This is a genomic window from Escherichia sp. E14V7, from assembly GCF_004212225.1.
In the GTDB taxonomy this organism is placed as follows: domain Bacteria; phylum Pseudomonadota; class Gammaproteobacteria; order Enterobacterales; family Enterobacteriaceae; genus Escherichia.
The window spans coordinates 70802-92260 of the sequence record NZ_RHJJ01000009.1; the positions used below are offsets into that span (position 1 = coordinate 70802).

The 21459-nt window shown below is 52.9% G+C and carries 21 protein-coding genes and 1 pseudogene; 15 read left to right on the forward strand and 7 right to left on the reverse strand.

Features of this window, described 5'->3' with window-relative positions; translation table 11 throughout:
- Positions 1 to 11: 11 nt before the first annotated feature.
- From D9741_RS11040 to D9741_RS11055, 4 genes are read right to left on the reverse strand one after another with little or no spacing between them, the layout of a single operon-like run.
- Entirely contained in the window at positions 12 to 986 is a 975-nt protein-coding gene (locus D9741_RS11040; RefSeq protein WP_130219490.1) for a tripartite tricarboxylate transporter substrate binding protein, read from the reverse strand.
- Between the two features lie 24 nt (positions 987 to 1010).
- Positions 1011 to 1640, reverse strand: a complete 630-nt coding sequence (locus D9741_RS11045) for a 2-dehydro-3-deoxy-6-phosphogalactonate aldolase (RefSeq protein WP_130209460.1) — start codon at positions 1638 to 1640, stop codon at positions 1011 to 1013.
- Complete coding sequence (locus D9741_RS11050; protein ID WP_130219487.1) at positions 1630 to 2634, reverse strand: 2-dehydro-3-deoxygalactonokinase; 1005 nt, start codon at positions 2632 to 2634, stop codon at positions 1630 to 1632. Before D9741_RS11050 ends, D9741_RS11045 begins: the two co-directional genes overlap by 11 nt.
- Before the next feature lie 23 nt (positions 2635 to 2657).
- On the reverse strand, positions 2658 to 3425 hold the full coding sequence (locus D9741_RS11055) for an IclR family transcriptional regulator (protein WP_130219485.1): 768 nt from the start codon (positions 3423 to 3425) through the stop codon (positions 2658 to 2660).
- A gap of 215 nt (positions 3426 to 3640) precedes the next feature.
- On the opposite strand from D9741_RS11055, the gene rmuC reads away from it, so the two are divergent.
- The 8 genes from rmuC (at position 3641) to tatD (ending at position 10647) form a co-directional block, all read left to right on the forward strand.
- Positions 3641 to 5068, forward strand: a complete 1428-nt coding sequence (gene rmuC, locus D9741_RS11060; RefSeq protein ID WP_130219483.1) for a DNA recombination protein RmuC — start codon at positions 3641 to 3643, stop codon at positions 5066 to 5068.
- 94 nt (positions 5069 to 5162) lie between these two features.
- On the forward strand, positions 5163 to 5918 hold the full coding sequence (gene ubiE, locus D9741_RS11065) for a bifunctional demethylmenaquinone methyltransferase/2-methoxy-6-polyprenyl-1,4-benzoquinol methylase UbiE (protein WP_000227958.1): 756 nt from the start codon (positions 5163 to 5165) through the stop codon (positions 5916 to 5918).
- Between the two features lie 13 nt (positions 5919 to 5931).
- A complete protein-coding gene (ubiJ, locus tag D9741_RS11070; RefSeq protein ID WP_130219480.1) occupies positions 5932 to 6537 on the forward strand; it encodes a ubiquinone biosynthesis protein UbiJ in 606 nt (201 codons plus the stop codon).
- Positions 6537 to 8177: a ubiquinone biosynthesis regulatory protein kinase UbiB gene (gene ubiB, locus D9741_RS11075; RefSeq protein ID WP_130219478.1), complete on the forward strand. Its 1641-nt coding sequence runs from the start codon at positions 6537 to 6539 to the stop codon at positions 8175 to 8177. The genes ubiJ and ubiB overlap by 1 nt, the downstream gene beginning before the upstream one ends.
- 78 nt (positions 8178 to 8255) lie before the next feature.
- Positions 8256 to 8525: a Sec-independent protein translocase subunit TatA gene (gene tatA / locus D9741_RS11080; RefSeq protein ID WP_001295260.1), complete on the forward strand. Its 270-nt coding sequence runs from the start codon at positions 8256 to 8258 to the stop codon at positions 8523 to 8525.
- Positions 8526 to 8528: 3 nt separating this feature from the next.
- The gene (gene tatB / locus D9741_RS11085; protein ID WP_130209474.1) at positions 8529 to 9044 is read left to right on the forward strand and encodes a Sec-independent protein translocase protein TatB; all 516 of its coding nucleotides are present in this window, start codon (positions 8529 to 8531) and stop codon (positions 9042 to 9044) included.
- Positions 9045 to 9046: 2 nt separating this feature from the next.
- Positions 9047 to 9823, forward strand: a complete 777-nt coding sequence (tatC, locus tag D9741_RS11090) for a Sec-independent protein translocase subunit TatC (protein WP_000109937.1) — start codon at positions 9047 to 9049, stop codon at positions 9821 to 9823.
- Between the two features lie 41 nt (positions 9824 to 9864).
- A complete protein-coding gene (tatD, locus tag D9741_RS11095; protein ID WP_130219475.1) occupies positions 9865 to 10647 on the forward strand; it encodes a 3'-5' ssDNA/RNA exonuclease TatD in 783 nt (260 codons plus the stop codon).
- Here tatD and rfaH read toward each other — a convergent pair.
- Positions 10644 to 11132, reverse strand: coding sequence for a transcription/translation regulatory transformer protein RfaH (rfaH, locus tag D9741_RS11100; RefSeq protein WP_130209478.1), 489 nt, complete (start codon positions 11130 to 11132; stop codon positions 10644 to 10646). The genes tatD and rfaH overlap by 4 nt on opposite strands.
- 166 nt (positions 11133 to 11298) lie before the next feature.
- Here rfaH and ubiD point away from each other — a divergent pair, with 166 nt between their 5' ends.
- Both ubiD and fre read left to right on the forward strand, forming a co-directional pair.
- Entirely contained in the window at positions 11299 to 12792 is a 1494-nt protein-coding gene (gene ubiD / locus D9741_RS11105; protein WP_000339804.1) for a 4-hydroxy-3-polyprenylbenzoate decarboxylase, read from the forward strand.
- Positions 12793 to 12837: 45 nt separating this feature from the next.
- A complete protein-coding gene (gene fre / locus D9741_RS11110) occupies positions 12838 to 13539 on the forward strand; it encodes an NAD(P)H-flavin reductase (RefSeq protein ID WP_130209480.1) in 702 nt (233 codons plus the stop codon).
- Positions 13540 to 13814: 275 nt separating this feature from the next.
- On the opposite strand, the gene fadA is transcribed toward fre, so the two are convergent.
- Complete coding sequence (gene fadA, locus D9741_RS11115) at positions 13815 to 14978, reverse strand: acetyl-CoA C-acyltransferase FadA (RefSeq protein WP_063268381.1); 1164 nt, start codon at positions 14976 to 14978, stop codon at positions 13815 to 13817.
- Between the two features lie 9 nt (positions 14979 to 14987).
- Positions 14988 to 17177, reverse strand: coding sequence for a fatty acid oxidation complex subunit alpha FadB (gene fadB / locus D9741_RS11120; protein WP_130219472.1), 2190 nt, complete (start codon positions 17175 to 17177; stop codon positions 14988 to 14990).
- 189 nt (positions 17178 to 17366) lie between these two features.
- Here fadB and pepQ point away from each other — a divergent pair, with 189 nt between their 5' ends.
- The 5 genes and pseudogenes from pepQ to D9741_RS23575 form a co-directional block, all read left to right on the forward strand.
- Positions 17367 to 18698 (forward strand): Xaa-Pro dipeptidase, encoded by a 1332-nt coding sequence (pepQ, locus tag D9741_RS11125; RefSeq protein WP_130219470.1) that lies wholly within the window; start codon positions 17367 to 17369, stop codon positions 18696 to 18698.
- Entirely contained in the window at positions 18698 to 19312 is a 615-nt protein-coding gene (locus D9741_RS11130) for an IMPACT family protein (RefSeq protein ID WP_001295262.1), read from the forward strand. Before pepQ ends, D9741_RS11130 begins: the two co-directional genes overlap by 1 nt.
- A gap of 38 nt (positions 19313 to 19350) precedes the next feature.
- Positions 19351 to 20802, forward strand: a complete 1452-nt coding sequence (trkH, locus tag D9741_RS11135; RefSeq protein WP_000545680.1) for a Trk system potassium transporter TrkH — start codon at positions 19351 to 19353, stop codon at positions 20800 to 20802.
- A gap of 11 nt (positions 20803 to 20813) precedes the next feature.
- Positions 20814 to 21359: a menaquinone-dependent protoporphyrinogen IX dehydrogenase gene (hemG, locus tag D9741_RS11140; protein ID WP_130219468.1), complete on the forward strand. Its 546-nt coding sequence runs from the start codon at positions 20814 to 20816 to the stop codon at positions 21357 to 21359.
- Positions 21329 to 21459, forward strand: a pseudogene (locus D9741_RS23575) (hypothetical protein); the annotation flags it as partial. The gene hemG and the pseudogene D9741_RS23575, both read left to right, overlap by 31 nt.

Sequence of the window (21459 nt, forward strand, 5' to 3'; positions counted from 1 at the left end):
GTACCTCGGGATTATTTTTTCAGGCCCAGGCGAGTTAGCAGCTCGTCAAAATACTGTTCCTGCTCGCTGATTTGGGTCTGGAAGCTGGCGCCATCAAGCCATGCATAGTTGAGATTCAACTTTTGCAGAGCATCCTGAAATACAGGCTCTTCAGCCGTCTCTTTTGCTGCCTTCGCCAGAACATCCACCACATCCTGCGGCGTTTTTTGCGACACAATCAGACCGCGCCAGGTGCCGATGGAGAGATCAACGCTTTTCTCTTTTAACGTCGGTACGTCAGGCATGGCTTTCACACGTTCATCCGCCATCACCACCAGTGTCTTCAGCTTGCCGCCTTTCACATGGTTGATAACTTCACCTGGGCTTACAGAAACCGCTTCAATGTGCCCGCCTAACAGACCTGTAATGGCAGGGGCTGCGCCGTCATACGGGACATGGGAAAACTTTGCGCCCGTCTTATCTTCCAGTGCAGCCGCCGCCAGATGCCAGATAGCCCCGGTGCCTGAGTTACCAATGCGTACTTTTCCGGGATTCGCTTTGGCGTAAATCATAAATTCTTCATAGCTATTCCACGGCGCATCGGCACGGACGGTGATAGCCGCCGGATCCGCATTCAGACGGGCGATGGGTTTGAAGTCGCTGGTTTTAAAACGCACCATTCCGAGGCTGGGAAGGGTGGTCAGTTCAACCGTGCCTAAACCGATTTTGTAACCGTTAGGGCGGGCAGCGGCGATTTCGCTCAGGCCAATAGCGCCGCCACCGCCAGGTTTATTGATAACCCCGATGCTGACGGGTAAATGGTTTTTGGCGGCATCAGCAAAGGCTCGGGCAACCAGATCCGTACCGCCTCCTGCCGCGTAGGGTACGACTAACTCGATCTGTTTGGTTGGGTAGGAAGCCGCCTGTACAGGCGCAGTGCTGAGGGCAGCGCCTGCAAGAAGTACCATCGCAGCCATTTTTTTCGGTAAGGTAAGATGTTTTATCATTGGCTTTATATCCTTATTTATCAGTTATTTATTATTTAAATTGTTCCATGCGTTCATAAACAGCACTGCATTTTCATAGACCTGCTCTGGCGTCATGCCGGGGCGATATAGCGCAGAACCGAGGCCGAAGCCGTTTGCGCCGTGGCTCAGATAACGCGCCATTGTTTCCGGTGTAATACCGCCAACCGGTAACATCGGAACGGATTGCGGAATAACCGCACGCCAGGCTTTGGTGACTTCTGGTGTAATTTGTTCGGCCGGAAACAGCTTGATTGCATTGGCGCCATGTTCAATGGCAGCAAAGGCTTCGGTGGGCGTAGCGACGCCAGGCGCGCAATACATACCCAGCGCACGGGCGCGACGGATCACCGCAGTATCGCAATGCGGCATCACGATAATCTGGCCTCCAGCCTCTTTAACCGCGACCACCTGCTCTACTGAAAGCACAGTTCCGGCTCCGACCAGGCAGTCCTTAGGCAGGGCGTCGCGCAGTAGACTGATACTTTGCAACGGCTCCGGCGAGTTCATGGGAATCTCAATCAGGCGGAATCCGGCGGCGTACAGCTTTTCACCGATGGCGACAATCTCATCCGGTTTCACGCCGCGTAAAATGGCGACTAACCCGGTTTTTTGCAAAAGAGTATTAAATGGCATGAGTACATTCCCTGGCGTTGGTGGAGAGTAACCCGGCAGCGTGGGCGATTCGCCATAATCCCTGTTCAGTGGCATTAGGAATTGCGTGAAGCTGTCTGTCGGGAAAAACGTGGCTGAACGCCCGTGAATAGCGGCTGTTCAGGGTGGCGCTACCGATTAAGGCGATCGGCGTTGTGGCGGGTAAATCACGCAGCAAGCTGGATGCCAGACCACATAATTCATGGCCTATCAGTAATCCGGAAAGATAATCGCCCTGTGAGGACGGCGTAAGATTATCGGTCAGCAAGCGCGAACGGGTCGAAAACAGCGTCGATAATAATCCTGTCTGATGATGCTCCAGTGCCGCTGTCAATCCTTGGGCAAAGGCATCCCAGTACGGCTCGTCGCCCGGACGCATGGTGGCGCCAAGAATCGAATGGCGGGATAAAACATCAAATAACTCGCCCGTCATAAAGGTTCGGAAATCGGTAATGGTGTTGTTTTCAACCACCGCCCATTTCGCATGAGTGCCAGGTAAGCCAATCAGCACCGGCACACCCCTACGGATTGCGTCTTGCAGGGCAGGTTCCATTGCGATGGCACCGAAGATTTGTGTCTCTTCGCCACGCATCACTTCGGGCATTTCACCTTCTTTAATCACGCCAGGAATGATGTGCAGCATTGTCTGCTGCTGGTGGATAACCGGCGTCAGTTGCTTCGCCAGTCCATCGAGAGTGACCGGGCAAGGTAAATAAGCTGCTGGTTGCCACCCTTGCGCACTGCCGATCATGCCACAAGCCAGAACCGGGCAGGGGGATTGTGCCAGCCAGTCGCCACAGACACGCAAAAATGTATCGTGGAAAGCGTCCTCACGTGTTGCCGCCTGGGAGGGTAATTTCATGATTCCCCAGGGGAATTCACGTTTTTCTTGTGGAACTGGTGAGTCACCAAAACGCCATGCCCGAAGCGATGACGTTCCCCAGTCCAGGGCAATAAATGAGGTATTTCCCGACATTAGCCGTTTCCTTTAATCATGGTTTAATTATCTTTGCGGACATGCTTACCCCAGCCCAGTTCAGCGGAGATCTCTTCTGCACAGGATTTGACGTAAGGTGCCAGTTCTTCCAGGCGCGCCAGCGACATATACGTGGTGGTACTGGCGACAGAAATGGCCGCCACAATTTCATTCCGGGCGTTGTAAATCGGCGCTGCAATGCAACGGATAGTGGGCTCGTTCTCTTCCAGATCAAAAGCAAAACCACTGGCGGCATAACGGCGCATGTTTTGTATAAATGCGCCCAGTTTTGTTTCATCACCACAAGTCAAAAATAGTGTGCGCCACTCTTCTTCTGTTCGGTTGAGGATCAACGCCTTACCGATTCCCGTAATCGCCAGAGGCATGCGATGCCCAGGACGTGAGCGCATCTCCAGCCCGCGCTGACCGTTGATTTTCTCCAGATACAGCACTTCGTTGCTTTCAACGATACCCAGATGCACGGTGTCCAGGGTGTAACGGGCCAGACGCTGCAAAACGGGCTGTGCAACTTCATACAATGAAGTGCTTTCCAGCGCTCTGGCACCGAGTTCGATCAGTTTGGCGCCCAGTTGGTAGCCCTGAGTTGGGACATGGCGCAGATAGCGTTGCTCCACCAAAACAGAGACTAAACGATGGGTTGTACTCCGCGTCGTGCCGGTGAACTCGCCGATACTTTTCAGGTCATGGCAACCGTTATAAACAGCATTAATAACCGCCAGTCCGCGTAATAACGTTTGTGCGCCAGCGGTGGTTGAAGAGGTTTCTGCCATAGGTGTCTCCTGATGATATTGCCGAGTGTTTCACAGAATAAAGTGGGGAAAAGGTGATGCGTCCCACAATATAAACTTAGTCTCATATTGTGGGATAAAATAAGCAAAATAAACGATCGTTTTGCGTAGCGCCTCGCAGGAAATACCTTTCAAACTGGACGTTTGTACAGCACAATTCTATTTTGTGCGGGTAAGTTGTTGCGTCAGGAGGCTTTGTGGATTTCTCAATCATTGTTTATGCCATTATTGCGCTGGTCAGTGTGGCCATCGGTTGGCTGTTTGCCAGTTATCAACATGCGCAGCAAAAAGCCGAGCAATTAGCCGAACGTGAAGAGATGGTTGCGGAGTTAAGTGCGGCAAAACAACAAATTACCCAAAGTGAGCACTGGCGTGCAGAGTGTGAATTGCTCAATAACGAAGTGCGTAGTCTGCAAAGTATTAACACCTCGCTGGAGGCAGATCTGCGTGAAGTAACCACGCGGATGGAAGCTGCACAGCAACATGCTGACGATAAAATTCGCCAGATGATTAACAGCGAGCAGCGTTTGAGCGAGCAGTTTGAAAACCTCGCCAACCGTATTTTTGAGCACAGTAATCGCCGTGTAGATGAACAAAATCGCCAGAGTCTGAACAACCTGCTATCGCCGCTGCGTGAACAACTGGATGGTTTTCGCCGACAGGTACAGGACAGCTTTGGTAAAGAAGCACAAGAACGCCATACCCTGACCCACGAAATTCGTAATCTACAGCAACTCAACGCACAAATGGCCCAGGAAGCGATCAACCTGACGCGCGCGCTGAAAGGTGATAACAAAACCCAGGGGAACTGGGGCGAAGTGGTACTGACGCGGGTGCTGGAGGCTTCCGGACTGCGTGAAGGGTATGAATACGAAACCCAGGTAAGCATTGAAAATGACGCTCGCTCGCGGATGCAGCCGGATGTCATCGTGCGGCTACCGCAGGGGAAAGATGTGGTGATCGATGCAAAAATGACGCTGGTCGCCTATGAACGCTACTTCAACGCGGAAGACGACTACACACGTGAAAGCGCATTGCAGGAGCATATTGCTTCGGTACGTAATCACATCCGCTTGCTTGGGCGCAAAGACTATCAACAGCTGCCGGGGCTACGAACGCTGGATTACGTGCTGATGTTTATTCCCGTTGAGCCAGCGTTTTTACTGGCGCTTGATCGCCAGCCGGAGCTGATCACCGAAGCGTTAAAGAACAACATCATGCTGGTTAGCCCCACCACGCTGCTGGTGGCGTTGCGTACTATCGCCAACCTGTGGCGTTATGAGCATCAAAGCCGTAACGCCCAGCAAATCGCCGATCGTGCCAGCAAGCTGTACGACAAGATGCGTCTGTTTATTGATGATATGTCCGCGATTGGTCAAAGTCTGGACAAAGCGCAGGATAACTATCGCCAGGCGATGAAAAAACTCTCTTCAGGTCGCGGAAATGTGCTGGCGCAGGCAGAAGCGTTTCGCGGTTTAGGGGTAGAAATTAAACGCGAGATTAATCCGGACTTGGCTGAACAGGCGGTGAGCCAGGATGAAGAGTATCGACTGCGGTCGGTTCCGGGGCAGCCGAATGATGAAGCTTATCAACGCGATGATGAATATAATCAGCAGTCGCGCTAGCCCATTAGGGGTAGTTAAGCCGGGTAGAAATCTAGGGCATCGACGCCCAATCTGTTACACTTCTGGAACAATTTTTTGATGAGCAGGCATTGAGATGGTGGATAAGTCACAAGAAACGACGCACTTTGGTTTTCAGACCGTCGCGAAAGAACAAAAAGCGGATATGGTCGCCCACGTTTTCCATTCCGTGGCATCGAAATATGATGTCATGAATGATTTGATGTCATTTGGTATTCATCGTTTGTGGAAGCGATTCACGATCGATTGCAGCGGCGTACGCCGTGGGCAGACCGTGCTGGATCTGGCTGGCGGCACCGGCGACCTGACGGCAAAATTCTCCCGCCTGGTCGGTGAGACTGGCAAAGTGGTCCTCGCCGATATCAATGAATCCATGCTCAAAATGGGCCGCGAGAAGTTGCGTAATATCGGTGTGATTGGCAACGTTGAGTATGTTCAGGCGAACGCAGAGGCGCTGCCGTTCCCGGATAACACCTTTGATTGCATCACCATTTCGTTTGGTCTGCGTAACGTTACCGACAAAGATAAAGCACTGCGTTCGATGTATCGCGTGCTGAAACCGGGCGGCCGCCTGCTGGTGCTTGAGTTCTCGAAGCCGATTATCGAACCGTTAAGCAAAGCCTATGACGCTTACTCCTTCCATGTGCTGCCACGTATTGGTTCGCTGGTGGCGAACGATGCCGACAGCTACCGCTATCTGGCCGAATCCATCCGTATGCATCCCGATCAGGATACGCTGAAAGCCATGATGCAGGATGCCGGATTCGAAAGTGTCGATTATTACAACCTGACGGCTGGCGTTGTGGCGCTGCATCGTGGTTATAAGTTCTGACAGGAGTACGACTATGCCTTTTAAACCTTTAGTGACGGCAGGAATTGAAAGTCTGCTCAACACTTTCCTGTATCGCTCACCCGCGCTGAAAATAGCCCGCTCGCGTCTGCTGGGTAAAGTATTGCGCGTGGAGGTAAAAGGCTTTTCGACGTCGCTAATTCTGGTGTTTAGTGAACGCCAGGTCGATGTGCTGGGCGAATGGTCTGGCGATGCTGATTGCACCGTTATCGCCTACGCCAGCGTGTTGCCGAAACTTCGTGACCGCCAGCAGCTTGCCGCACTAATTCGTAGCGGTGAGCTGGAAGTGCAGGGCGATATTCAGGTGGTACAGAATTTCGTTGCGCTGGCAGATCTGGCAGAGTTCGACCCTGCGGAACTGCTGGCCCCTTATACCGGTGATATCGCCGCTGAAGGAATCAGCAAAGCCCTGCGCGGTGGCGCAAAGTTCCTGCATCACGGTATTAAACGCCAGCAACGTTATGTGGCAGAAGCTATCACCGAAGAGTGGCGTATGGCGCCTGGTCCGCTTGAAGTGGCCTGGTTTGCGGAAGAGACAGCCGCTGTTGAACGTGCCGTTGATGCGTTAACCAAACGGCTGGAAAAACTGGAGGCAGTTTAATGACGCCAGGTGAAGTACGGCGCCTATATTTCATCATTCGCACCTTTCTAAGCTACGGACTTGATGAACTGATCCCCAACATGCGTATCACCCTGCCGCTGCGGCTATGGCGATACACGCTCTTCTGGATGCCGAACCGACATAAAGAAAAACCGTTAGGTGAGCGACTGCGACTGGCGCTGCAAGAGCTGGGGCCAGTATGGATCAAGTTCGGGCAGATGTTGTCTACCCGTCGCGACCTTTTCCCACCGCATATTGCCGATCAGCTGGCGTTATTGCAGGACAAAGTCGCACCGTTTGATGGCAGACTGGCAAAGCAGCAGATTGAAGCTGCAATGGGCGGCTTGCCGGTGGAGGCGTGGTTTGACGATTTTGAAATCGAGCCGCTGGCGTCGGCCTCTATCGCCCAGGTTCATACCGCGCGATTGAAATCGAATGGCAAAGATGTGGTAATTAAAGTCATCCGTCCGGACATTTTGCCGGTGATTAAAGCGGATCTGAAACTTATCTACCGCCTGGCTCGCTGGGTGCCGCGTTTGCTGCCGGATGGCCGCCGTCTGCGCCCAACTGAAGTGGTGCGCGAGTACGAAAAGACCTTGATTGATGAACTGAATTTGCTGCGGGAATCTGCCAACGCCATTCAGTTACGACGCAATTTTGAAGACAGCCCGATGCTCTACATCCCGGAAGTTTACCCTGACTATTGCAGCGAAGGGATGATGGTGATGGAGCGCATTTACGGCATTCCCGTTTCTGATGTTGCGGCGCTGGAGAAAAACGGCACTAACATGAAATTGTTGGCGGAACGCGGTGTGCAGGTGTTCTTCACCCAGGTTTTCCGTGACAGCTTTTTCCATGCCGATATGCATCCAGGCAACATCTTCGTAAGCTATGAACACCCGGAAAACCCGAAATATATCGGCATTGATTGCGGGATAGTCGGCTCGCTAAACAAGGAAGATAAACGTTATCTGGCGGAAAACTTTATCGCCTTCTTTAACCGCGACTATCGCAAAGTGGCAGAGCTGCATGTCGATTCAGGCTGGGTACCGCCAGATACCAACGTTGAAGAGTTCGAATTTGCCATTCGTACCGTTTGCGAACCTATCTTTGAGAAACCGCTGGCCGAAATTTCGTTTGGACATGTGCTGTTAAATCTGTTTAATACGGCGCGTCGCTTCAATATGGAAGTGCAGCCGCAACTGGTGTTACTTCAGAAAACCTTGCTCTATATCGAAGGGGTAGGACGGCAGCTTTATCCGCAGCTCGATTTATGGAAAACTGCAAAACCTTTCCTTGAATCGTGGATTAAAGATCAGGTCGGTATTCCCGCGCTGGTGAGAGCATTTAAGGAAAAAGCGCCGTTCTGGATCGAAAAAATGCCAGAACTGCCTGAATTGGTTTATGACAGTTTGCGCCAGGGCAAGTATTTACAGCATAGTGTTGATAAGATTGCGCGCGAGTTACAGTCGAATCATGTGCGTCAGGGACAATCTCGTTATTTATTGGGGATTGGTGCGACGTTAGTATTAAGCGGCACATTCTTGTTGGTCAGCCGACCGGAATGGGGGCTGATGCCCGGCTGGTTAATGGCGGCCGGTCTGATCGCCTGGTTTGTCGGTTGGTGCAAAACACGCTGATTTTTTCATCGCTCAAGGCGGGCCGTGTAACGTATAATGCGGCCTTGTTTAATCATCATCTACCACAGAGGAACATGTATGGGTGGTATCAGTATTTGGCAGTTATTGATTATTGCCGTCATCGTTGTACTGCTTTTTGGCACCAAAAAGCTCGGCTCCATCGGTTCCGATCTTGGTGCGTCGATCAAAGGCTTTAAAAAAGCAATGAGCGATGATGAACCAAAGCAGGATAAAACCAGTCAGGATGCTGATTTTACTGCGAAAACTATCGCCGATAAGCAGGCGGATACGAATCAGGAACAGGCTAAAACAGAAGACGCGAAGCGCCACGATAAAGAGCAGGTGTAATCCGTGTTTGATATCGGTTTTAGCGAACTGCTATTGGTGTTCATCATCGGCCTCGTCGTTCTGGGGCCGCAACGACTGCCTGTGGCGGTAAAAACGGTAGCGGGCTGGATTCGCGCGTTGCGTTCACTGGCAACAACGGTGCAGAACGAACTGACCCAAGAGTTAAAACTCCAGGAGTTTCAGGACAGCCTGAAAAAGGTTGAAAAGGCGAGTCTCACCAACCTGACGCCTGAACTGAAAGCGTCAATGGATGAACTGCGCCAGGCTGCGGAGTCGATGAAGCGTTCCTACGTTGCGAATGACCCTGAAAAGGCGAGCGATGAAGCGCACACCATTCATAACCCGGTGGTGAAAGACAATGAGGCTGCGCATGAAGGCGTCACGCCTGCCGCGGCACAAACGCAGGCCAGTTCGCCGGAACAGAAGCCAGAAACCACGCCAGAGCCGGTGGTAAAACCTGCTGCGGACGCTGAACCGAAAACCGCTGCACATTCCCCTTCGTCGAGTGATAAACCGTAAACATGTCTGTAGAAGATACTCAACCGCTTATCACGCATCTGATTGAGCTGCGTAAGCGTCTGCTGAACTGCATTATCGCGGTGATCGTGATATTCCTGTGTCTGGTCTATTTCGCCAATGACATCTATCACCTGGTATCCGCGCCATTGATCAAGCAGTTGCCGCAAGGTTCAACGATGATCGCCACCGATGTGGCCTCGCCGTTCTTTACGCCAATCAAGCTGACCTTTATGGTGTCGCTGATTCTGTCAGCTCCGGTGATTCTCTATCAGGTGTGGGCATTTATCGCTCCTGCACTCTATAAGCACGAACGTCGCCTGGTGGTGCCGCTGCTGGTTTCCAGCTCTCTGCTGTTTTATATCGGCATGGCGTTCGCTTATTTCGTGGTCTTCCCGCTAGCGTTTGGTTTCCTTGCCAATACCGCGCCTGAAGGGGTGCAGGTATCCACCGACATTGCCAGCTATTTGAGCTTCGTGATGGCGCTGTTTATGGCGTTTGGTATCTCCTTTGAAGTGCCTGTGGCGATTGTGCTGCTGTGCTGGATGGGGATTACCTCGCCAGAAGACTTACGCAAAAAACGTCCGTATGTGCTGGTTGGCGCATTCGTCGTCGGGATGCTTCTGACGCCGCCGGATGTCTTCTCGCAAACGCTGTTGGCGATCCCGATGTACTGTCTGTTTGAAATCGGTGTCTTCTTCTCACGCTTTTACGTTGGTAAAGGGCGAAATCGGGAAGAGGAAAACGACGCTGAAGCAGAAAGCGAAAAAACTGAAGAATAAATTCAACCGCCCGTCAGGGCGGTTGTCATATGGAGTGCAGGATGTTTGATATCGGCGTTAATTTGACCAGTTCGCAATTTGCGAAAGACCGTGATGATGTTGTAGCGCGCGCTTTTGACGCGGGAGTTAATGGGCTACTCATCACCGGTACTAACCTGCGTGAAAGCCAGCAGGCGCAAAAGCTGGCGCGTCAGTATTCGTCCTGTTGGTCAACGGCGGGCGTGCATCCTCATGACAGTAGCCAGTGGCAAGACGCAACAGAAGAAATGATTGTGGCGCTGGCCTCGCAGCCAGAAGTGGTGGCGATTGGTGAGTGTGGCCTCGACTTTAACCGCAACTTTTCGACGCCGGAAGAGCAGGAACGCGCTTTTGTTGCCCAGCTACGTATTGCCGCAGAGTTAAATATGCCGGTATTTATGCACTGCCGTGATGCCCACGAGCGGTTTATGACATTGCTGGAGCCGTGGCTGGATAAACTGCCTGGCGCGGTGTTGCACTGTTTTACCGGCACACGCGAAGAGATGCAGGCGTGCGTGGCGCGCGGAATTTATATCGGCATTACTGGTTGGGTTTGCGATGAACGACGCGGACTGGAGCTGCGAGAACTGTTGCCATTTATTCCGGCGGAGCAATTGCTGCTTGAAACAGACGCACCGTATTTGCTTCCGCGCGATCTCACGCCGAAGCCATCGTCACGGCGTAATGAGCCAGCCTATCTGCCCCATATTTTGCAACGTATTGCACACTGGCGTGGGGAAGATGCCGCATGGCTGGCTGCCACCACGGATGCCAATGTCAAAACACTGTTTGGGATTGCGTTTTAGAGTTTGCGGAACTCGGTGTTCTTCACACTGTGCTTAATCTCTTTATTGATAAGATTAAGCAATAGCATAGAGCGAGCCTCGCCGTCGGGTTCGGTGAAAATAGCCTGAAAACCTTCGAAAGCGCCTTCGGTGATAATCACCTTATCACCAGGATAGGGCGTCGCCGGATCAACAATGTCTTCCGGTTTATACACCGACAGTTGATGAATAACCGCAGATGGGACTATCGCCGGCGATGCGCCAAAGCGCACAAAGTGGCTGACGCCGCGGGTAGCACTGATGGTTGTGGTATGAATCACTTCCGGGTCAAATTCCACAAACAGGTAGTTGGGGAACAATGGTTCACTGACTGCGGTACGTTTGCCTCGCACGATTTTTTCCAGGGTGATCATCGGCGCCAGGCAATTCACCGCCTGTCTTTCGAGGTGTTCCTGGGCACGTTGAAGTTGCCCGCGCTTGCAGTACAGTAAATACCAGGATTGCATAATGACTCTTATCCGTTTAATCGGGGCGCAAGGATAGCAAAAGCTTTACGCTAAGTTAATTATATTCCCCGGTTTGCGTTATGCCGTCAGAGTTCACGCTAATTTAACAAATTTACAGCATCGCGAAGATGAACGCCGTATAATGGGCGAAGATTAAGAGGCTACAATGGACGCCATGAAATATAACGATTTACGCGACTTCCTGACGCTGCTTGAACAGCAGGGTGAGCTAAAACGTATCACGCTCCCGGTGGATCCGCATCTGGAAATCACTGAAATTGCTGACCGCACTTTGCGTGCCGGTGGGCCTGCGCTGTTGTTCGAAAACCCTAAAGGCTACTCAATGCCGGTGCTGTGCAACCTGTTCGGTACGCCAAAGCGCGTGGCGATGGGCATGGGGCAGGAAGATGTTTCGGCGCTGCGTGAAGTTGGTAAATTATTGGCGTTTCTGAAAGAGCCGGAGCCGCCAAAAGGTTTCCGCGACCTGTTTGATAAACTGCCGCAGTTTAAGCAGGTGTTAAACATGCCGACAAAGCGATTGCGTGGTGCGCCTTGCCAACAAAAAATCGTCTCTGGTGATGACGTCGATCTTAACCGCATTCCCATTATGACCTGCTGGCCGGAAGACGCCGCTCCGCTGATTACCTGGGGGCTGACTGTAACGCGCGGCCCGCATAAAGAGCGGCAGAATCTGGGTATTTATCGCCAGCAGCTGATTGGTAAAAACAAACTAATTATGCGCTGGCTGTCGCATCGCGGCGGCGCACTGGATTATCAGGAGTGGTGCGCGGCGCATCCGGGCGAACGTTTCCCGGTTTCTGTGGCGCTGGGTGCCGATCCCGCTACGATTCTCGGTGCAGTGACGCCAGTCCCGGATACATTGTCGGAATACGCCTTTGCCGGATTGCTGCGCGGCACCAAGACCGAAGTGGTGAAGTGTATCTCCAATGACCTTGAAGTGCCCGCCAGTGCGGAGATTGTGCTGGAAGGGTATATCGAACAAGGCGAAACGGCGCCGGAAGGGCCGTATGGCGACCACACCGGTTACTATAACGAAGTCGATAGTTTCCCGGTATTTACCGTGACGCATATTACCCAGCGTGAAGATGCGATTTACCATTCCACCTATACCGGGCGTCCGCCAGATGAACCTGCGGTACTGGGCGTGGCGTTGAACGAAGTGTTCGTGCCGATTCTGCAAAAACAGTTCCCGGAAATTGTCGATTTTTACCTGCCGCCGGAAGGCTGTTCTTATCGCCTGGCGGTAGTGACAATCAAAAAACAGTACGCCGGACATGCGAAGCGCGTCATGATGGGGGTCTGGTCATTCTTACGCCAGTTTATGTACACTAAGTTCGTGATCGTCTGCGATGATGATGTCAACGCACGCGACTGGAACGATGTGATTTGGGCGATTACCACCCGTATGGACCCGGCGCGGGATACTGTTCTGGTAGAAAATACGCCCATTGATTATCTGGATTTTGCCTCGCCCGTCTCCGGGCTGGGTTCAAAAATGGGGCTGGATGCCACGAATAAATGGCCAGGGGAAACCCAGCGTGAATGGGGGCGTCCCATCAAAAAAGATCCAGATGTTGTCGCGCATATTGACGCTATCTGGGATGAACTGGCTATTTTTAACAACGGTAAAAGCGCCTGATGCGCGTTTGTTTTGCCCTATTTATCGATCCGACAGAGAAAGCGCATGACAACCTTAAGCTGTAAAGTGACCTCGGTAGAAGCTATCACGGATACCGTATATCGTGTCCGCATCGTGCCAGACGCGGCCTTTTCTTTTCGTGCTGGTCAGTATTTGATGGTGGTGATGGACGAGCGCGACAAACGCCCGTTTTCAATGGCTTCGACGCCGAATGAACAAGGTTTCATTGAGTTGCACATTGGCGCTTCGGAAATCAATCTCTACGCCAAAGCCGTTATGGATCGCATCCTTAAAGATCATCAAATCGTGGTGGATATTCCCCACGGTGAAGCGTGGCTGCGCGATGATGAAGAACGTCCGATGATTCTGATTGCGGGCGGCACGGGATTCTCTTATGCGCGCTCGATTTTGCTGACAGCGCTGGCGCGTAATCCCAATCGCGATATCACCATTTACTGGGGCGGGCGTGAAGAGCAACATCTTTATGATCTGTCCGAGCTTGAGGCGCTTTCTCTGAAGCATCCTGGTTTGCGTGTGGTGCCGGTAGTTGAACAACCGGAAGCGGGCTGGCGTGGACGTACTGGCACCGTGTTAACGGCGGTATTGCAGGATCACGGTACGCTGGCGGAGCATGATATCTATATCGCTGGCCGCTTTGAGATGGCGAAAATCGCCCGTGACCTGTTCTGCAATGAGCGTAATGCGCGGGAAGATCGCCTGTTTGGCGATGCGTTTGCGTTTATCTAAGCCATAAAAAACCCGCCCCTGACAGGCGGGAAGAACGGCAACTAAAACTTTATACAGTGGCATTTGGATCTATGTCGCATCCGGAAAACAATGCCTGATGCGACGCTTGCGCGTCTTATCAGGCCTACAAATAGTCCTGAACCGTGGGCCGGATAAGGCGTTTACGCCGCATCCGGCAAACAATGCCTGATGCGACGCTGACGTGTCTTATCGTGCCTACAAATAGTCCTGAACCGTAGGCCGGATAAGGCGTTTACGCCGCATCCGGCAAGTGTTTAAACCCGCTCAAACACCGTTGCAATACCCTGACCCAGACCGATACACATCGTCGCCAGACCAAACTGGACGTCTTTGCGCTCCATCAGATTCAGCAGCGTGGTACTGATACGAGCACCTGAACAGCCCAGCGGATGACCCAGCGCGATCGCGCCACCGTTGAGGTTGATCTTCTCGTCAATCTGCTCCATTAGCCCGAGATCTTTAATACACGGAAGGATCTGCGCGGCAAAGGCTTCGTTCATCTCAAACACGCCGATATCGCTGGCAGAAAGTCCCGCTTTTTTCAGCGCCAGCTTCGAGGCTGGAACCGGGCCGTAGCCCATAATCGACGGATCACAACCGACTACCGCCATCGAACGTACGCGGGCGCGCGGCTTAAGACCTAATTCACGGGCGCGGCTTTCACTCATCACCAACATGGCAGCGGCACCATCGGAAAGCGCAGAAGATGTACCCGCCGTTACCGTACCGTTGACTGGATCAAACGCTGGACGCAGCGTGGCGAGGGCTTCCACGGTGGTTTCCGGGCGAATCACTTCGTCGTAATTAAACTGCTTCAATACGCCGTCGGCATCGTGACCACCGGTCGGGATGATTTCATTTTTAAATGCGCCCGACTGCGTGGCGGCCCAGGCGCGGGCGTGTGACCGCGCGGCAAAGGCATCCTGCATTTCACGGCTGATACCGTGCATACGCGCCAGCATTTCTGCCGTTAAGCCCATCATGCCCGCCGCTTTGGCGACATTGCGGCTCAGGCCGGGGTGAAAATCGACGCCGTGACTCATCGGCACATGGCCCATATGCTCCACGCCGCCAACCAGACATGCCTGTGCATCGCCGGTCATGATCATTCGTGCTGCGTCATGCAGTGCCTGCATGGATGAACCACACAAGCGATTGACGGTAACCGCCGGGACAGAGTGTGGTACTTCAGCCAACAGCGCCGCGTTACGGGCGATGTTAAAACCCTGCTCCAGCGTCTGCTGCACACAGCCCCAGTAAATATCGTCGAGAGCTGCCGCTTCCAGCGCCGGGTTACGCGCCAGCAAGCTACGCATTAAATGAGCGGAGAGATCTTCCGCACGCACGTTACGAAAAGCACCGCCCTTCGAACGGCCCATCGGGGTGCGAATTGCATCGACAATGACAACCTGTTCCATTGTGACTCCTTAAGCCGTTTTCAGGTCGCCAACCGGACGGGCTGGCTCAACCGGGGGATAGTACGGTTCGTTATGACGCGCTTTATTACGCAGACCTTCCGGCACTTCATACAGCGGGCCGAGGTGCTGATATTGCTGTGCCATATCGAGGTATTTCGCGCTGCCGAGGGTGTCCAGCCAGCGGAACGCGCCGCCGTGGAACGGAGGAAAGCCCAGGCCGTAGACCAGCGCCATATCCGCTTCAGCCGGAGTGGCGATAATGCCCTCTTCCAGACAGCGCACCACTTCGTTGACCATCGGGATCATCATGCGGGCGATAATCTCTTCCTCGCTGAAATCGCGCTTCGGCTGGCTGACTTCTGCCAACAGATCGTCAACGACAGCGTCTTCTTCTTTCTTCGGCTTACCTTTGCTGTCTTCTTTATAACGCCAGAAACCGAGGCCGTTCTTCTGACCAAAGCGGTTGGCATCAAACAGCGCGTCGATGGCATCGCGATAATCTTTCTGCATCCGCTGCGGGAAGCCTGCTGCCATGACAGCCTGGGCATGATGCGCGGTATCAATCCCCACGACATCCAGCAGGTATGCCGGACCCATCGGCCAGCCAAACTGTTTTTCCATCACTTTGTCGATCTTGCGGAAATCCGCGCCGTCGCGCAGCAACTGGCTGAAACCGGCGAAATACGGGAACAGCACGCGGTTAACAAAGAAGCCGGGGCAGTCGTTAACCACAATCGGCGTTTTGCCCATCTTGCTCGCCCAGGCGACGACTTTCGCGATGGTTTCGTCGGAGCTTTTCTCGCCGCGAATAATTTCCACCAACGGCATTCGGTGGACCGGGTTAAAGAAGTGCATCCCGCAGAAGTTTTCCGGGCGTTCCAGCGCGTTGGCCAGTTCGCTGATAGGAATGGTTGAAGTGTTAGACGCCAGCACGGTATCCGGGCGTACTTTCTGCTCGGTTTCTGCCAGTACGGCTTTTTTCACTTTCGGGTTTTCGACAACCGCTTCTACCACAACATCCACGCGGTCAAACCCGGCGTAGTCGAGCGTTGGGTGGATCGTGGAGATCACGCCAGCCAGTTTCAGACCATCGATCTTGCCGCGCTCAAGCTGCTTGTTCAGCAGTTTCGCGGCTTCAGTCATGCCGAGGGCTAACGACTTGTCGTTAATATCTTTCATGACAACCGGCACGCCTTTCCACGCAGACTGGTAAGCGATGCCGCCGCCCATAATGCCTGCGCCCAGCACAGCGGCCTGTTTCGGGGTTTCAACGTCTTTGGTGAGTTTCTTCGCTTTGCCTTTTACATATTGATCGTTAAGGAAAATGCCGACCAGTGCGCGGGCTTCGTTGGTATGCGCCAGCGGGACAAAACTTTTGTTTTCCAGGTTTAAGGCTTCTTCACGACCAAAACGGGCCGCAGCTTCAATAGTTTTTACTGCGGTGATGGGCGCCGGATAATGTTTCCCCGCCGTTTGCGCGACCATCCCTTTAGCGATGGTGAAGCTCATGGTGGCTTCAATCTTGCTCAGTTTTAGCGGTTCCAGCTTCGGCTGACGTTTCGCTTTCCAGTCGAGGTCGCCGTTAATGGCCTGGCGTAAAATCGCCATCGCCCCTTCAATCAGTTTTTCTGCTTTGACTACGCCATCCACCAGACCGATTTTCAGCGCCTGATCCGCGCCGACATCTTTACCGGCGGCAATGATTTCCAGCGCACTGTCAGCGCCCAGCATACGTGGCATACGTACAGAACCGCCAAAGCCCGGCATGATGCCCAGTTTGGTTTCCGGCAGACCGATGCGCAGATCCGGCGTCGCCAGACGATAATCGGTCGCCAGCACGCATTCGCAGCCACCGCCCAGCGCATAGCCGTTGACGGCAGCAATGGTCGGCACCGGCAGATCTTCCAGGCGATTGAACACGCTATTGGCAAAATGCAGCCACTGACTTAACTGTTCTTCAGGAACGAGGAACAGGGACAAAAATTCGGTGATATCAGCACCGACGATAAAGGCTGCTTTGTTCGAACGCAGCAGCAGCCCTTTTAGATCTGATTGCTGTTCCAGCACGCCGATGGCCTCGCCGAGGCTGGCGACGGTCGCAGTGTCGAGTTTATTAACTGAACCTGGGGCATCAAATACCAGTTCGGCAATGCCATCTTCCAGCCAGTCAAGGTACAGGGTGTCGCCTTTGTAAAGCATGTCAGTCTCCTGAATCCGCAAGGTGATCTGGTCGTACCAGATGTATCGAAGTGTGTATTTTATGTTAAAAATATGCAAACAAAAGATTAAAGAAATGCCGATCTGATCACGCTCGGCAGAAATCACGCTCTGTATTAACGATGTGCTAAGATGCGGAGACTTAAGGTCAAAAAAACAGAAGGGTAAAAAATGGAATCACTGGCCTCGCTTTATAAAAATCATATAGCTACCTTACAAGAACGGACTCGCGATGCGCTGGCGCGCTTCAAGCTGGATGCATTACTTATTCACTCCGGCGAGCTGTTCAACGTTTTTCTCGACGATCATCCCTATCCGTTTAAAGTGAACCCGCAATTCAAAGCGTGGGTGCCGGTAACTCAGGTGCCAAACTGCTGGTTGCTGGTGGATGGCGTGAACAAGCCGAAACTGTGGTTCTATCTGCCGGTTGATTACTGGCACAACGTCGAACCGCTGCCGACCTCCTTCTGGACTGAAGATGTGGAAGTGATCGCGCTGCCGAAAGCCGATGGCATTGGTAGCCTGCTGCCTGCTGCGCGCGGCAATATCGGTTATATCGGTCCGGTGCCGGAACGTGCGCTGCAACTGGGTATTGAGGCCAGCAACATCAACCCGAAAGGGGTGATCGACTACCTGCATTACTACCGCTCCTTCAAAACCGAGTACGAACTGGCCTGTATGCGTGAAGCGCAGAAAATGGCGGTCAACGGTCATCGCGCGGCAGAAGAAGCGTTCCGTTCTGGCATGAGCGAGTTCGATATCAACATTGCCTATCTGACCGCGACCGGTCATCGTGATACCGACGTACCTTACAGCAACATTGTGGCGCTTAACGAACACGCTTCGGTGTTGCATTACACCAAACTGGATCATCAGGCACCGGAAGAGATGCGCAGCTTCCTGCTGGATGCCGGGGCAGAATATAACGGTTATGCGGCTGACCTGACTCGTACCTGGTCGGCAAAAAGCGACAACGACTACGCGCAGCTGGTGAAAGACGTCAATGATGAACAACTGGCGCTGATCGCTACCATGAAAGCAGGCGTCAGCTATGTGGATTACCACATCCAGTTCCATCAGCGCATTGCCAAACTGCTGCGTAAACATCAAATCATCACCGATATGAGTGAAGAAGCGATGGTCGAAAACGATCTCACCGGACCGTTTATGCCGCATGGTATCGGCCATCCGCTGGGCCTGCAGGTGCATGACGTAGCCGGTTTTATGCAGGATGATAGCGGTACGCACCTCGCGGCACCGGCAAAATATCCGTACCTGCGCTGCACCCGTATTCTCCAGCCGGGCATGGTGTTAACCATTGAGCCGGGTATCTACTTCATCGAATCGCTGCTGGCACCGTGGCGTGAAGGGCAATTCAGCAAACACTTCAACTGGCAGAAAATTGAAGCACTGAAACCGTTCGGCGGCATTCGTATCGAAGACAACGTGGTGATCCACGAAAACAGCGTGGAAAACATGACCCGGGATCTGAAACTGGCGTGATGGAAAGCTGGTTAATTCCTGCGGCACCAGTCACGGTCGTTGAAGAGATCAAAAAGAGCCGCTTCATAACGCTGTTGGCGCATACCGATGGCGTTGAGGCGGCGAAAGCGTTTGTTGAATCGGTGCGGGCAGAACACCCCGATGCCCGCCACCATTGCGTGGCGTGGGTAGCTGGCGCACCGGATGATTCACAACAGCTGGGTTTCTCTGACGACGGGGAACCGGCGGGAACGGCAGGTAAACCGATGCTCGCCCAACTAATGGGCAGCGGCGTCGGGGAAATTACCGCTGTGGTGGTGCGCTACTACGGCGGCATATTGCTTGGCACCGGTGGGTTAGTGAAAGCGTATGGCGGCGGCGTGAATCAGGCGCTGCGCCAGCTAACGACCCAACGCAAGACGCCATTAACCGAATATACTTTGCAATGTGAATATAGTCAGTTAACCGGCATTGAAGCGTTGCTGGGGCAGTGTGACGGCAAAATTATCAACAGTGATTATCAGGCATTCGTTTTGCTGCGGGTGGCGCTTCCGGCAGCGAAAGTGGCTGAATTTTCCGCAAAGCTGGCGGATTTTAGCCGTGGTTCATTGCAATTGTTAGCGATTGAAGAATAATCCCCACTTCGTTTTGCAGAACTAAGGAAGCGGCAGAGATGCATTTTCGCGCCATTACCCGAATCGTTGGACTACTGGTCATCTTATTTTCAGGGACAATGATTATCCCTGGACTGGTAGCACTCATCTACCGGGATGGAGCGGGCCGCGCTTTTACCCAGACCTTTTTTGTCGCCCTCGCCATTGGCTCTATGCTGTGGTGGCCGAACCGTAAAGAGAAGGGCGAACTGAAATCCCGTGAAGGGTTTCTGATCGTGGTGCTGTTCTGGACCGTGCTGGGTAGCGTCGGTGCGCTCCCTTTTATCTTTTCGGAAAGCCCGAATCTCACGATTACCGATGCGTTTTTTGAATCTTTCTCTGGCCTGACCACTACGGGGGCCACTACGCTGGTGGGGCTGGATTCACTCCCTCATGCCATCCTCTTTTATCGCCAGATGCTGCAATGGTTTGGCGGGATGGGGATCATCGTGTTGGCGGTTGCGATACTACCTATCCTCGGCGTGGGTGGGATGCAGCTCTATCGCGCGGAAATGCCCGGCCCACTGAAAGATAACAAAATGCGTCCGCGAATTGCGGAAACGGCGAAAACCCTGTGGTTGATTTATGTCTTGCTGACCGTCGCCTGTGCACTGGCGCTGTGGTTTGCTGGAATGGATGCCTTTGATGCTATCGGTCATAGCTTTGCGACAATCGCTATTGGCGGCTTCTCGACTCATGATGCCAGCGTTGGCTATTTCGATAGCCCGACCATTAACACCATCATTGCTATCTTCCTGCTGATCTCCGGCTGTAACTACGGTCTGCACTTTTCGCTGTTAAGTGGGCGGAGTCTGAAGGTTTATTGGCGCGATCCGGAATTTCGCATGTTTATCGGCGTACAGTTTACGCTGGTGGTTATTTGTACCCTCGTGCTGTGGTTTCATAATGTCTACAGTTCAGCGCTGATGACAATTAACCAGGCGTTTTTCCAGGTGGTGTCGATGGCGACAACCGCCGGGTTTACGACTGACAGCATTGCCCGCTGGCCGCTCTTTTTGCCGGTACTGCTTTTATGTTCAGCTTTTATCGGCGGTTGTGCCGGGTCAACGGGCGGTGGCCTGAAAGTGATCCGCATCCTGCTGCTGTTTAAGCAGGGGAACCGTGAGCTGAAACGACTGGTGCATCCGAACGCCGTCTACAGCATTAAGCTGGGGAACCGTGCACTGCCGGAACGTATCCTCGAAGCCGTTTGGGGATTTTTCTCCGCCTATGCATTAGTGTTTATTGTCAGTATGCTGGCGATAATCGCCACGGGCGTGGATGACTTTTCTGCCTTTGCCTCGGTTGTTGCGACATTGAATAACCTGGGGCCTGGGCTTGGCGTGGTTGCTGATAACTTTACCAGCATGAACCCGGTGGCTAAATGGATCCTGATTGCCAACATGCTGTTTGGTCGTCTTGAGGTCTTTACATTGCTGGTGCTCTTTACCCCGACTTTCTGGCGTGAATGATGGAGTAATACGTGAAAACATTAATTCTTTTCTCAACAAGGGACGGACAAACGCGCGAGATTGCCTCCTACCTGGCTTCGGAACTGAAAGAACTGGGGATCCAGGCGGATGTCGCTAATGTGCACCGCATTGAAGAACCACAGTGGGAAAACTACGATCGCGTGGTGATTGGCGCTTCTATTCGCTACGGTCATTACCATTCTGCGTTCCAGGCATTTGTCAAAAAGCATGCCACCCGGCTGAACTCAATGCCGAGCGCCTTTTACTCCGTCAACCTGGTGGCACGCAAGCCGGAGAAGCGGACTGTGCAGACCAACAGCTACGCACGAAAGTTTCTGATGAACTCACAATGGCGCCCCGATCGCTGTGCCGTTATTGCCGGGGCGCTGCGTTATCCACGCTATCGTTGGTACGACCGCTTTATGATCAAGCTGATTATGAAGATGTCAGGCGGAGAAACAGATACGCGCAAAGAGGTTGTTTATACCGATTGGGAGCAGGTCGCGAATTTTGCCCGAGAAATAGCTCAATTAACCAACAGATCGGCGTCGAAATAAGCATAAAGAATTTGCACGGAGTATTTGCCTTTAATGACACGGTATCCGCTGCCACGCGAGTGGGTATTGAGGCGCGCGATGAAATTAAATGGCTACAACG